Origin of the sequence: Pseudoalteromonas sp. MelDa3, from assembly GCF_002863625.1 — a bacterium.
Classification (GTDB): domain Bacteria; phylum Pseudomonadota; class Gammaproteobacteria; order Enterobacterales; family Alteromonadaceae; genus Pseudoalteromonas; species Pseudoalteromonas arctica.
In genome coordinates, this window is the sequence record NZ_PJBR01000110.1 from 1 (window position 1) to 13,790 (window position 13,790).

The 13,790-nt window shown below is 39.3% G+C and carries 12 protein-coding genes; 8 read left to right on the forward strand and 4 right to left on the reverse strand.

The features are described from left to right. Positions 1–141 precede the first annotated feature (141 nt). A complete protein-coding gene (locus CXF89_RS16600) occupies positions 142–2,061 on the forward strand; it encodes a tetratricopeptide repeat-containing diguanylate cyclase (RefSeq protein ID WP_121955228.1) in 1,920 nt (639 codons plus the stop codon). A 36-nt stretch (positions 2,062–2,097) separates the two neighbouring features. Here the strand turns inward: CXF89_RS16600 and CXF89_RS16605 are convergent, their stop codons facing one another. The 3 genes from CXF89_RS16605 to CXF89_RS16615 are packed head-to-tail and all read right to left on the reverse strand — an operon-like array spanning position 2,098 to position 2,924. Then, a complete protein-coding gene (locus CXF89_RS16605; protein ID WP_024591904.1) occupies positions 2,098–2,316 on the reverse strand; it encodes a DUF6500 family protein in 219 nt (72 codons plus the stop codon). A gap of 37 nt (positions 2,317–2,353) precedes the next feature. Continuing rightward, entirely contained in the window at positions 2,354–2,611 is a 258-nt protein-coding gene (locus CXF89_RS16610; RefSeq protein WP_076924238.1) for a hypothetical protein, read from the reverse strand. A gap of 55 nt (positions 2,612–2,666) precedes the next feature. Then, positions 2,667–2,924 (reverse strand): hypothetical protein, encoded by a 258-nt coding sequence (locus CXF89_RS16615; protein WP_121955229.1) that lies wholly within the window; start codon positions 2,922–2,924, stop codon positions 2,667–2,669. A 347-nt stretch (positions 2,925–3,271) separates the two neighbouring features. On the opposite strand from CXF89_RS16615, the gene CXF89_RS16620 reads away from it, so the two are divergent. After that, the gene (locus tag CXF89_RS16620; protein WP_024591907.1) at positions 3,272–3,697 is read left to right on the forward strand and encodes a hemerythrin domain-containing protein; all 426 of its coding nucleotides are present in this window, start codon (positions 3,272–3,274) and stop codon (positions 3,695–3,697) included. 83 nt (positions 3,698–3,780) lie between these two features. Here the strand turns inward: CXF89_RS16620 and CXF89_RS16625 are convergent, their stop codons facing one another. Beyond that, entirely contained in the window at positions 3,781–4,194 is a 414-nt protein-coding gene (locus CXF89_RS16625; RefSeq protein ID WP_007581772.1) for a hypothetical protein, read from the reverse strand. Between the two features lie 426 nt (positions 4,195–4,620). On the opposite strand from CXF89_RS16625, the gene CXF89_RS16630 reads away from it, so the two are divergent. The 6 genes from CXF89_RS16630 to CXF89_RS16655 are packed head-to-tail and all read left to right on the forward strand — an operon-like array spanning position 4,621 to position 13,732. Beyond that, positions 4,621–6,981: a TonB-dependent receptor gene (locus CXF89_RS16630; protein WP_121955230.1), complete on the forward strand. Its 2,361-nt coding sequence runs from the start codon at positions 4,621–4,623 to the stop codon at positions 6,979–6,981. A gap of 10 nt (positions 6,982–6,991) precedes the next feature. Continuing rightward, a complete protein-coding gene (locus CXF89_RS16635) occupies positions 6,992–9,145 on the forward strand; it encodes an FAD-dependent oxidoreductase (RefSeq protein ID WP_121955231.1) in 2,154 nt (717 codons plus the stop codon). Positions 9,146–9,147: 2 nt separating this feature from the next. Then, on the forward strand, positions 9,148–9,966 hold the full coding sequence (locus tag CXF89_RS16640; RefSeq protein ID WP_121955232.1) for a DUF547 domain-containing protein: 819 nt from the start codon (positions 9,148–9,150) through the stop codon (positions 9,964–9,966). After that, positions 9,953–11,287 carry an ABC transporter substrate-binding protein gene (locus tag CXF89_RS16645; protein WP_121955233.1) on the forward strand — a complete coding sequence of 445 codons (1,335 nt, stop codon included), beginning with the start codon at positions 9,953–9,955 and terminating at the stop codon, positions 11,285–11,287. Before CXF89_RS16640 ends, CXF89_RS16645 begins: the two co-directional genes overlap by 14 nt. Beyond that, the gene (locus CXF89_RS16650) at positions 11,284–13,038 is read left to right on the forward strand and encodes an ABC transporter permease (RefSeq protein WP_121955234.1); all 1,755 of its coding nucleotides are present in this window, start codon (positions 11,284–11,286) and stop codon (positions 13,036–13,038) included. The genes CXF89_RS16645 and CXF89_RS16650 overlap by 4 nt, the downstream gene beginning before the upstream one ends. Before the next feature lie 55 nt (positions 13,039–13,093). Next, positions 13,094–13,732, forward strand: a complete 639-nt coding sequence (locus CXF89_RS16655; RefSeq protein WP_002960109.1) for an ATP-binding cassette domain-containing protein — start codon at positions 13,094–13,096, stop codon at positions 13,730–13,732. The last annotated feature ends 58 nt before the right edge of the window (positions 13,733–13,790 follow it).

A 13,790-nucleotide genomic window follows, 5' to 3' on the forward strand; every position in this document is an offset into this window, starting at 1 on the left:
AGTTTGAATCCGCGTAATTAAATTGATATCGTTTATGGTCTTATTTTTTCAATAATGAGTATAAAAAACTGTTCAAGCCCAAGTTTATTAAGCAATGTAGAAAAGTATTTCCTAATAAAAATAAGTCAGCAAAGGATTAACATGACTAACAATGCACAAATAAAGGTTTTAGGTAATACTTTACGGGCAAAGTATATTGTTCTCCTTTTATTTTTACTTTTAAGTAAGCTTGCCTCAGCTAACGGCGACTCATTAAGTGCGACTTTACATGCGCTAGACTTTGACACAACTCAAGTCCTGATCAACAACATAAAACTGAATGAATTAGACTATCTTCAAAATGAAGACAAACTCACTCAAGCGTTTAAAATAAGCAAAGAGCAAAATTGGGAAAACCTTCATCTAGAAGCGGCCGCTTTGTATGCGGAGTTACTTTTTAGACAAGAAAAATACGAAGCGTTAAACACACACTTATCCTATTACTTAAAGAACAAAGAGTTACCAAATCAAAAAAGTGTATATTTATTATTTCTCGAATCACAACTTAAGTCTCTAGCGAGAGAGCCAAACCCAGCTCCAGCACAAACGCTAGCCACAAAGTTAGAAGAGAGCTTGCAACAGCATTCAACTAAAGAAAAAATCATTATTTTACGAGCACTTGCTTACTATTACACCGATACAGATGCATTGAAAAAGACCCTAAATGTTGCACTAGAGGGGTTAGAATTAGCATTAAAAGATGATGATTCAGCATCTCAAGGATACTTTTTTAGAAAAATAGCCGATGCATATAATTATCTAAACGAAAAAGACAAAGCCGTATATTATGCAAAAAAAGCGGTTGCGGCATATGAGCAAACACAAGATGGGCTTTTTACCTCAAAAGCATATTGGAGCTTAGGCAATGTATTGCTGGAGATTAAGAAACCTAAAGATGCCTTAATATACCTAGACAAAGCATTGCTCTATTTCAAAAAAGTTAATATGCAAAAAGGCTTAACCTTTGCTCAGTACTCAATTGCCAGTATTGAGTACTTACAAGCAAATTACGATAAAGCTTTAACTCTAACTAAAGAAAACATTGAGCTTGCTCGTTCTGCAGGTGTTCACGACATGCAACTCGCATCGCTCATTTTGTTAGCTGACATATATATAAAACTAGATTTACTTGATCAAGCAAATGAAGCAAACGATGAGGTGTTTTTTAAATTAGATAAATTCAGCCGCAGTATTTATAAAGCCGATTTTTTAAGTAAACGCTATGAGCTAAAACGACGCCTTAACTACACTGACGAGGCTTTTGAAGCAATTGAACAGAAGCTCCTTTATACAAAAAAACACTACGAAGCTACCAGTGAAAATAATATAAAAACACTACAGATAAAGTTTGAAGTAAAAGAAAAAGAAGAAAAAATACAGCAACTAGAGTACGCAAAAGATATTAGTGAGCTACAAGCTAAAGAAGAATATCATCAAAAAATAATTTGGCGACTTAGCGCTGCTATTGCTTTTATTTTAGTTATTGCTTCATTATTTTTATTTTATCGGCAGGCTCGACAACGTCAAAAATATCACAATATTTCATTAACAGATTACCTAACAAATTGCCCTAATCGCAGAGGAATAATGCGCGCAGCAGAAGCAAAACTTGGTGAAGGTAAAATGACTATAGCAATTGTTGACTTAGACTACTTTAAAAAAGTTAACGACCATTTTGGTCACGATGTTGGCGATTTAGTTCTTATTGCCTTTGCAAAAGCTGCAAGAGAAACACTATGTAATGATCATCAGTTTGGCCGTTACGGCGGCGAAGAATGGTTATTTGCACTAAATACGGCTGATGAACGAATAATTCGCGATATATTTAACCGACTCGCTATTAGCTTCGCCGAGCATTGCAGTAATATAGAAGACTTTCCTACAGATACAAAAATCACTTTTAGTGCAGGAGCCTCTGTAAGTAGCCCTTTAAAAAGCACACTAGATGTTCTTATTAAGCATGCAGATAAATTACTTTATAAAGCAAAAGAAAACGGAAGAAACCAAGTCGTTGTTGATTAAATAAACACAGCTAAAAGTATTGGCTCAGTTAATTGACTAAAGTCCATCTAAAACCATCTGTTTAATTTTATGTGCCTTTACAAAATGATCTAATTTATGGGTGTGTATCCACCAAGTAGCAGCTTCCATAAGTAGCTCTGGGTCGTCGTTTTTATTAGCAAAAAATGCATAAAAAGAAAGCCCTACATTTTCGCCTTTAACTGCTATTTTTTTATCGCACACGGTAATTATTTTTGCTCTTAGTTCTTCCCTCATACATACCTTATTTAATTATATTTTTACTGTATATGTACTATTGAAATACGCCATTTAAAAAGCTAACGATTAGCTGTAAAAGACTTCTATCAACCAAACCGTGATTCTCAAGCTCTTTATTAGGCGTATTTACTTTTGCAGCTTTGCATTCATTATCTAATGTTTCATTTTTACGTGTATCGGTTTCGTATGCAATATCTGCTTGTTCCATACATTTTGCCGAGCCTGCGTAAGGCTGTGCCGCACAAGCGCTTAGTAATAAAAAAAGTGGAATTGCTATCAATAATTGCTTCATAACTAATCCTATTTTTACGCAACTTATTTAATTTAAATTACAGCTGCAAGTTAGCCTATTTACTTTCTACCACCATTACAAAAAATTCAAAAAAGAACGCCCCCACTGCATCAAAAAAAGTATCATTTTTTTCATCCTTTTTAATTTGTGCGCTAATGCATTGATTATAAACTTCTGAGCTTGTTTGAGCGCCATTTCGATCAACCGTTTCGGCCTCTTCAATGCATAAGTTAGGGTCAGAACGTGGGGCTGTACTACAGGCACTTAGTAAAGCGCACAGCAATAATGCGGCGATGGGGCTTTTTATGTTCATCCTTAAACTATCCTATTAAGTTAACGTGCTACCTGCATTTATACCGATTGATATTATATGTGGGAGTAATACATATAGATTGTACCTAAATAATGTTGCTACTTTATCACTGCAATAAAATAAACAACCAGTAAATATTTGTAAGGTTCTGTAGGAATTTATACTCACTTTATAATTGAACTACGTAAAAGCCTGAAATTATTGCATTCATATCACTGTAAAATTTACAGTGATATGAGCATAAAAATAAAAAATCAAAATAAAAGCAATAAAATACATCAACTTAATATTTGGCATTTAGTTTGCTAGTTAATGGTATAAGCAAATAAATTGTAAAAGGATTAGTTATGAATATTTTTGAAGCACTACGTCATGACCATGACAAACAAAGAAAATTAGTAGATGCACTTATTCAAACGCACGGCGACACAGAGCAGCGCCACACGCTAATGGACGAGCTAAAAACAGAATTAGAACAGCACGCAAAGTTTGAAGAACGTTACTTTTACAACCCACTTATGTTTGATGACTTAACTCATGAAAAAGCGCGCCACAGCGTAGCTGAACATCACGAAATTGATGAATTAATTGAACAACTTGAAGATACCGAAATGAGCTCGTCTGCATGGTTAGTTGCAGCTAAAAAGCTGCACCATTTAGTACATCATCATTTAAGTGAAGAAGAACACGAAGTATTTCAATTAGCGGGTAAAGCACTAACCGAAGGGCAAAAACAAAGCTTAGCAAAGCAATACAACGACGCTATGCATTAACGTATAAACCGACTTCCGCACTCCCTGTGTACTTATTGGTTATAAGCCAAATAGCTTATAACCAATTTTTTGCATATATTTTATTACTTTACAGTAAATTTTACGTCTTGGTCGCGTAATAAGTAAAGTGCGAAACACGCAGCCCACATTGGCCATGCAGTGAAGAATAATAAGTTATTAAAGCCATCTATATACTGGTTGTACGAAGAAAGCGTTGATAAGCCATGCATTACAAAAATGATACCGTAAGTTATACGCTTTTTAATACCCGCTAAAAATGCCAATACTAATACAAGTTGTAGAGCACCGATAACATAAGCAACTATGTCAGATGAGCCACTAATACCGTAAAAATGTTCGAAAATACGTGCGCTATGACCAGGGTTTACGAATTTATCGAACGTCCACATAACCATTACAATAAATACGCCTAAACGCAAAGATAAAAGTGACCATTGCAAACGGTTTTGCACATCAGAACTCATTGAACCTGTCATAAAATTTCCTTAAATGAATATTAATAAACGTTGAAGTAACCTAGACCGTATAAGTTATTTTTTATTTCAAAAAAATTTAATTATTTTAACTAAAAAAGTAATTAAGCTTTGTAGTAATAAAAGTGAAGCTTATTTTTGGAATTAAAAAATGCTGCGTAAAAGTTAACAACTTTAAAATGTTAGCAGGTGAAAAGTAGTCTATAATTTAAAAAGCCCATTAAAAGCAAATATTTACATTCACTCTAATACAATCGCTCTATTGATATTTTATCGACTGATAAAACTATAGTACTTAATTACCACCTTTATAATACATCTGTTTTGTTATGTTCTAAAAAACAAAAAGAATCGAAATTTTACTGAAATTTATTTTTAATCCTTTCGGTCTTTATCGCCAACAACATTTTAACCGTAGAGAGAAAACGTTTGAAACACGCATATTTAGCACTTTCCCTAGCCACTATATTAAATACACCACTTAATGCTTTTGCAGCCGAAGAATCAAAAACAACAAAAGATGGCGCAATAGAGCGCATTGAGGTGGCAGGCCAAGCTATTAAATCTCAAGGTCTTTCGGTTAAAAACGCCACTGTAGACGGCCCTTTTGGCGACAACTTAGCCCTACAAGATATAGCCCGCTCAGTCACACCAATTTCAAGCGAGTTAATAGAGCAACTCAATATTACGACTTTACAAGACGTGCTCGCAGTAAGCCCTAATACCTATTCAGCCAGTGGTTTTGGCGCACCTAGTTTACCTACTATTCGTGGGCAATTAGGTGAGCTTTTTCAAGATGGCACACGCCGACAAGCCGGTAATAACGGCTTTGGTGTGCCCTTATCGTTCAACTCTATAGAACAGATAGACGTGGTAAAAGGCGCGCCGCCGGTATTATTTGGCTCAAGCCAACGCAACGGTGGTTTTGTAAACTTACATTCTAAAAAAGCATCAACTGACGAAAGTAAAGGCAAAGCAACGGTATCTGCAGGTCGATGGGATCAGTACAGTGTTTTAGTTGATTACAGTGCACCCATTGTAAAAGACAAAGTAGGCTTTAGAGTAAGCGCTGAACACATAGATAACGGCAGCTACTACGACTTTTCAGGCACAAAGAGCGACAGCTTATTTGCATCATTACGCGTATTACCTGATGACAAGAGCAGCTGGGATATTAACTTTGAGTTATACCAAGTTGAATTTACCGATAACGCAGGTATTAACCGCCCTACTCAAGCGCTAATAGATAATGGCCTTTATATTACCGGCCAAGGCGTGCAAGCAAATGGCAGCACAGTACCGGCAGCAGGTTCAATAATCTCACCAACTGGGCAAGTAAAAATAGACCGTAGTACAGTACTTACCGATCCTGATAATCAGAACGAAGCCACTACTTATTTACTACACAGCATTTATAAGCGTGAACTTTCCAACAACGCATCAATAAAAAACATTACGTATTTTCAGCACTTACAACGCGAAGAAATTGCACAAAATAGCTTTGTTGAAATTATAGATGGTGCCGATACCGCGCAAAACCGTACCGAGCTTACCTATCTTTGGAATAGCGACCAGCAAACAATTTTTGCATTTGATGTGCGTTATAACCGCGTATTAGGCTACAGCCAATTTACAACAGAAGCCGACTTACCTATTGATTTAACTGGCCCAATTTCAAATCGCCGCATTCCTTTAACTGATGTACAACAAGCGCGTTTAATTGAAATTAGCCCAGGTGTATTTGTATCCCCTGGTGGTCAATATGATATTAATAATGACGGCAGTGGCGACTTTAACTTATCAGACACTACCGATTCGCGTTCATGGCAAACAGGCTTTGCTATTCAGCAGGATTCTGATTGGACAGATAAGTTTCATACAAGTGTTGGCTACCGCATTGATTTTTATGACGTAGACGCGCACGACCCAATAGCACCAGAAGGTGAAATTGCAGCGAGCGATAGCATTAACGATAAGCTACATTCGGGGCAAGTAAGCTTTAACTACCGATTAAATGGTGATTACACCACTTATGGTGCAGCAAGTTACAACGAAGCCACATCAAATAGCATGGCTGGCGGCACGTCTCTTGGTGGCGACAACACGATTAGCGCGCAAAACTTTTCAACCGAAAATACCTTAGTTGAATTTGGTTTAAAATACGCACCAACCGATAGTGATTGGTACGCCGATGGTGCAGTGTTTAGCCAACGTCGTAGTTTACGTAACCGTGATGGTAGTAATACCGGCATTCGTACTACCGGCTTTGAAAGCCAAGTATTTTATGATGCTTACCCTTATTGGCTAAGTGCTGGCTACAGCTATATTGATGCTCGCTACGATAATTCTGCAAGTAGCCAAGATTCAGCTCAAGTCGCTGATGCATTTGACAACTCACGTCCAGATATTATTGAAGGTACCAGTGTTGGCGCACCTAGCTTTACCGCTTTTGCACCTTCAAACACCCGTGTACAGGGTATCCCTGAGCAATCGTTCAGCTTTAACGGAAATTATTCAATTAATTCGAAATGGCAAACGGGTTTTTCAGGTCTATATACAAAGAGTTACCCATTAGACTTTTTGGCGACAGTAAAAATTCGTGATCAGTACACACTAAACGTAAATACTAGCTATGCTTTTACGCCTAGTACCAAGTTACGATTAGATGTGAACAACGTAACGAATCAAAAAAACTGGCGCCCAGTATTTGAAGGCGGTTACTTTGGTGCAACTTTAGCTTTTCCTGAGTTGCCAATTAACGCCAAGTTAACCCTTACGCATAGTTTTTAAGAGAGAGAACATGATTAAAAAAATATTTTTATTATTGATTGCAGCGGCCGCCGTCGGCCTGTTCTTTCATTTTGACTTACACCAACTACTTACGCTTGATGGCTTAAAAGGGTCAATGGATCAGTTTAGCGATTACAAAGAGCAGTCACCGTTGTTGGTTATTGGTGGGTTCTTTTTACTGTACGTAGTAGTAACAGCTCTCTCGTTACCGGGCGCGGCTATTTTGACACTTGCAGCAGGTGCATTATTTGGCTTAGTTGAAGGCTTATTGGTTGCATCTTTTGCCTCAACTATTGGCGCAACACTTGCCTTTTTAGTATCGCGTTACTTACTACGCGACACTATTAAAAAACGCTTTCCTGAGCGCTTAGCTGCAATTGATGCAGGCGTTGAAAAAGAAGGTGGATTTTACTTATTTACTCTTCGTTTAGTGCCGGTGTTTCCGTTCTTTTTAATAAACCTATTAATGGGTGTTACTTCAATAAAGTCATGGACTTATTACTGGGTAAGCCAAGCAGGTATGCTAGCCGGTACATTTGTATTTGTTAACGCAGGTACGCAACTGGCTCAAATAGATAGCTTATCTGGAATTTTATCATTCAACTTAATCTTATCATTCGCTTTATTGGGCATTTTCCCATTCATTGCTAAAGGAATCTTAAACGTGTTTAAAAAACGTCGCGTATACAAAAACTACACTAAGCCTAAAAAATTCGACCGTAACATGATTGTTATTGGTGCAGGCGCAGGTGGTTTGGTAACAAGTTATATTGCTGCTGCTGTTAAAGCAAAAGTAACCCTTATTGAAGCAGGCGAAATGGGCGGAGACTGTTTAAACTACGGTTGTGTTCCAAGTAAGGCAGTTATTAAAAGCGCTAAAATTGCAGAGCAAATTCGCCACGGTGAAAACTACGGCCTAGAAAACGCAACACCACAGTTTTCGTTCAAAAAAGTAATGGCGCGTGTACATAAAGTTATTGCCGATGTAGCACCACACGACAGTGTTGAACGTTACACTAACTTAGGCGTAGATGTTGTAAAAGGTTACGGTAAATTAATAGACCCGTGGACTGTAGAAATTAAACTTAACGACGGCGGCACGCAAACACTCACTGCCCGTACTATTGTTATTGCCACTGGCGCACGCCCATTTGTACCGCCATTACCTGGTATTGAAGAAACAGGCTATGTAACAAGCGATACATTGTGGAATAAATTTGCAGAGCTGGATGAGGCACCTAAAAAACTTGTAGTACTAGGTGGCGGTCCAATTGGTAGCGAATTAGCACAAAGCTTTGCACGTTTAGGTTCAAGTGTTACGCAAATTGAAATGAGCGAACGCATTATGATCAAAGAAGATATTGAAGTGTCTACTTTTGCTCACGAAGCGTTAACTGAAAGTGGCGTTAATATTTTAACATCGCACCAAGCACTTCGCTGTGAAACGCGCGATGGTAAAAAATATATTGTTGTTAAGCATGACGACAAAGAAATAGATATTGAATACGACGAGCTATTATGTGCCGTTGGTAGAAGTGCGCGCCTTAAAGGTTACGGTCTTGAAGAGCTAGGCATAGAAACAAACCGCACAGTAGTAACTAACGAGTACCTTGAAACACTGTACCCTAATATTTTTGCAGCAGGCGATATTGTAGGTCCATACCAATTTACACATGTTGCAGCCCATCAAGGTTGGTACGCAGCGGTAAATGGCTTATTTGGTAACCTTAAAAAGTTTAAAGTAGATTACCGTGTTATTCCGTGGACTACGTTTATTGACCCAGAAGTTGCACGTGTTGGCTTAAACGAGCAAGACGCAAAAGACAAAGGCATAGATTACGAAATTACTCGCTTTGAATTTGAAGAGCTAGACCGTGCAATTACCGACAGCGCTACAAAAGGCTTTATTAAAGTGATTACACCCAAAGGCAAAGACAAAATACTCGGTGTTACCGTGGTATCTGAACACGCTGGCGATTTGATTGCTGAGTTTGTACTGGCAATGAAACACGGCTTAGGCCTTAATAAAATACTCGGTACTATACACAGCTACCCTACTTGGGCTGAAGGTAATAAGTACGCAGCAGGCGAGTGGAAACGCGCTCATGCACCTGAAAAAGTGCTTAACTTGCTTGAAAAATACCATACTTGGCGTCGAGGTTAATTATGTTTAAAACACCTCTAAAAGCATTACTACTTGGTTCGGCTTTAGTTGTAACATCGTTTACAACGTCATTTTCGGCCCAAGCCCAAAACATACACGATAGCTGGAATGCATTGTTAAATAAGCATGTTGTCGCTATTAACCATAATCACAGTACTGAGGTTGATTACGCTGCCATAAAACGTGAGCATGCACAGCTAAAAACGTATCTAGATTCGTTAACGGCTGTAACGCAAAGCGAATTTGACGCATGGGAAAAGCCTAAGCAACTCGCTTTTTTAATCAATGCTTATAATGCGTGGACTGTTGAACTTATATTGACAAAGTATCCAGATCTTAAATCAATCAAAGACTTAGGAAGCTTTTTTAGCTCACCATGGAGTAAAGAGTTTGTGCCATTACTTGGCAAAACTCGCAGCCTTGATGATATAGAGCATGGTTTAATACGTGGCAGTGGTAAATACAACGACCCACGCATTCACTTTGCGGTAAATTGCGCAAGTATTGGTTGCCCAGCGCTTCGAGAAGAAGCGTATACAGCCACTGATTTAGAAAGCCAATTGCAAGAGCAAACGGTGCGCTTTTTATCAGATATGACACGTAATATGGCTCAAGAAAATACGCTAAGCGTGTCTTCAATATTTAAGTGGTACGGCGATGACTTTGAAAAAGGCTTTAGAGGTGCAAACACGCTACAGCAGTTTTTCTTGCAATACAGCGATGCACTTAAACTGATACCCGCTCAGCAAAAAGCACTTAAAAATGATGACATGAAAGTTAAATTTTTAGACTACAACTGGGATTTAAATGTTCGCCATTAAGTTTTGGCAAACACAGGCGCGATACAGCTTTTGCTGTGTCGCGTTTTGCGTTTGTGCAATTGCAAATTTAGCTGTTTTTTCGAGCACTGCATTTGCTAATCCCGTTATTAACTCAAATAGTAAAAGTAATTTAGTAATTAACACACAACAGGGATCTCGCTGGCAACAAGTTCAAACACTTGGTCGCAATCAAGATGTATACTTTTATGCATGGGGCGGCGACGCGCAAATAAATGCTTATATTCAATGGGCAGCGCAGCAAGTTAAAACTAAGTACAACATTAACCTAGTGCATGTAAAATTAAGCGATACCAGCGAAGCAGTAAGCCGTGTACTTGCCGAAAAATCAGCAAACAATAACAACCAAGGCAGCGTAGATTTAATGTGGATCAACGGGGCTAACTTTGCCACCATGAGTGAGCACTCTTTGCTTTTAAAGCAATGGGCTAATAAACTCCCCTACTTTGCATTAACCGATCCGGCTAACAACCCTGCTGTAACCTTTGACTTTGGTTTACCTACCAATGGTATGGAGGCTCCATGGGGGCAAGCGTCACTTACATTTTATTACGACAGCATTGCAATAAATGGTAAGGCAAACAATAAATTGCCGACGACATTAAACAAATTATTAAACTGGAGCGCGCAAAACCCTGGTCGCTTTAGTTACCCAAAGCCGCCTGACTTTTTAGGTATGAGCTTTTTAAAATACGCCTTAGTTGTACTGCATCAGCAAAGCAGCGAAAACATTAAAGCGCAGTTAAACCAACCAGCTACCGCTTTAAATACTGCACAAGTGCTAAATCCGTTATGGGACTTTTTAGATAAACTACACCCAACTCTTTGGCGTGGTGGCACTCATTTTATGCAAAGTGGCGCTCAAATGCGCCGCTTAGTAGACGATACAGAGCTAAGTTTAGCCTTTACTTTTTCAGCACCTGAAGTACCGGCAGCTGTAAAACGCTATGATTTACCAAACAGCATTCGCAGTTACGCAATGAGTGATGGCAGTTTAAGTAATACTCATTTTGTGGCAATCCCTTACAATGCAAGCCACCAGCAAAGTGCGCAATTAGTGGCTAATTTTTTACTCAGCCCTGAGGCGCAAGCTGAAAAACAAAAAGCGCATATATGGGGCGATAAAAGCGTACTTATTCAATCAACGTTAACGCCTGAACAGCAAGCCTTATTTAAAACAGCTAAACCGCATCCAAGTGCACTGCCTTTAAACAGTATTAAACGCACATTGAGCGAACCTCATCCAAGCTGGGTAAACGCCATTATGCAAGGTTGGCAAACCCGTTATGGAGTAAGCCAATGAGCGTTATTTCAAAAAGTGTACCAGTAAATACCAAAGCAACAACGCAGTGCAGCACCGATATGTTTACGCGCATTGTAAAATTTAGCCCGCGATTTTTACTCGCTTTACTTATATTACCCGTACTTGGTGGCTTAATTAGCGTATTGCTGCCTACCTTTGGTTATGCGCCCGTACTTGAGCAAACAACGTTTAGCTTGCAAGGTTTTAATGCCCTTTGGCAAACACCTGGCCTTACCCAAATGGTTACTCTAAGCGTTGCAACGGGCTTAATAAGTACTTTGCTTGCTTTTGTCATTACCTTAATGATTTTAGCTGCATTTTTTAACAGCCCGTGGCTTAACCGAATTCAGCGTTTATTGAGCCCTATATTAGTTATACCTCATGCCGCCGCCGCTATTGCGGTGGGGTTTTTAATTGCCCCTTCAGGTATGATTTCACGCTTAGCGTCGCCTTGGTTAAGCGGCTGGGAACTTGCGCCAAACGGCATGTTTCCGCATGATTCGTTCGGTATTAGTATTATTTTAGGCTTAACACTCAAAGAGCTTCCCTTTTTATTATTAATGGCACTGGGCGTACTTGCTCAACCTGAGCTTGGCAAAAAATTACGCCAACAACATAAGGTTGCGCTTAACTTGGGTTATTGCCCAATGACTGCCTTTTTTAAAGTAATACTGCCAAGTCTTTATCCGCTGCTGCGTTTACCCCTTTTAGCCGTGCTTGCCTATGCAAGTGCCAGTGTAGAAATGCCACTCATTTTAGGCCCAAATACACCACCCACGTTGGCCGTTGCAATAATGCATTGGTTTAACGATGTTGATTTAAACCTGCGTATTAAAGCCTCAGCAGGTGCTTTATTACAACTGGCTGTTACAGGCGGGTTGTTAGCCCTTTGGCTTGGCGCAGAAAAGGCCGTAAAAGTGCTATTTAGCGACTCTCTCACCAATGGAGTGCGCGAATACGGCGGATTTTATTGGCAAAAAATAACGGTCGTACTCACCGCATTAGTAATTAGTTTTATACTGTTGTCACTTATTGGTTTAGTTATGTGGTCGGTTGCAGGTTTTTGGCGCTTTCCAGATGCAATGCCTGAACAATTTACGCTACTGCATTTTAAAAGTGCGCTAATGCAAATGGGCAGCCCGCTTTTTAATACGCTAGCAATCGGTTTAGTAACCACACTATTTGCCATTATACTTACTTTAGTGTGTTTAGAATCAGAGCAGTTGAGTGACAAACCTATTTCTCGTTTTACCAGTTTAATTATTTACTTACCGTTATTAGTACCCAGTATTGCCTTTTTGTTTGGGCTAGTATGGATACAGCAATTGGTAAATAACCAAGCCGCATTTTTTAATGTGGTACTTACGCATTTACTGTTTGTGTTGCCTTATGTGTTTTTGTCACTTGCGAGCAGTTATAGGCGCTTAGATCCTCGTTTTGCTCATGTTGCAGCAAGCCTAGGCGCAGCGCCATGTAAGGTGTTTTTTAAAGTAAAACTACCTCAGTTGTTTGCCCCTATTTTAATTGCAGCCGCACTGGGCTTAGCAATTAGTTTTGGACAATACCTCCCTACGCTTTTAGCTGGCGGCGGGCGCATAGCCACAATAACAACCGAAGCCGTTACGCTTGCCAATGGCGCAAGCAGACGCACCAGTGCCGTGTACGCTATTATGCAAATGGTGTTACCGCTTATTGGATTTATACTGGCATGGGTTTTACCTAAATATTTTTTCAAAAGTGCACGTGCTTAAAAGTGCACATATTTAAAGCACCCATGTTTAACACTATCAGGGTTAAGGTTTTTTAATGCAGTCATCGTTACAGATTAAAAATTGTCAGCTTTATCGCCAAAATGAGCTGCTACTTAGCTTAAACGAGCAAGTTAATGGCGGTGAAATTCTGACTATTATGGGCCCATCGGGCAGTGGTAAATCAAGCTTATTAAATTGGCTTACGGGTACTTTACCAAGTAGCTTTAAGGCCAATGGAGAGGTGTGGCTTAATGGTCAAAATATCGATAACACCCCTCCACACTTGCGCCATATTGGAGTGCTTTATCAAGACGCTTTATTGTTTTCGCATTTAACTGTTGCTGGTAACATTGCCTTTGCAATGCCCAAAGGTAATAAAAAACAACGTCTTGAAAAAATAGAACATGCACTTGAGCAAGTAGGTCTTAAAGATATGGGCAATCGTCACCCCGATAACTTATCGGGCGGGCAGCAAGCCCGTGTTGCATTATTACGTATGCTGCTGAGCGAACCTAAAGCCATTTTACTCGACGAACCCTTTAGCAAACTCGACACCCAACTGCGTGTTGATACACGCGAACTCGTGTTTAGCCAAATACGCGATCATAAGCTACCTGCAATTATGGTAACTCATGACCATAGCGACGCCGACGCTGCAAATGGCAAACTCATTACTTTAAATAGCGCACTTTAATTCGTGGCTTTAATACGCATAAGGCAACAAACATGCTAGACAAATTTATCACCCCTGT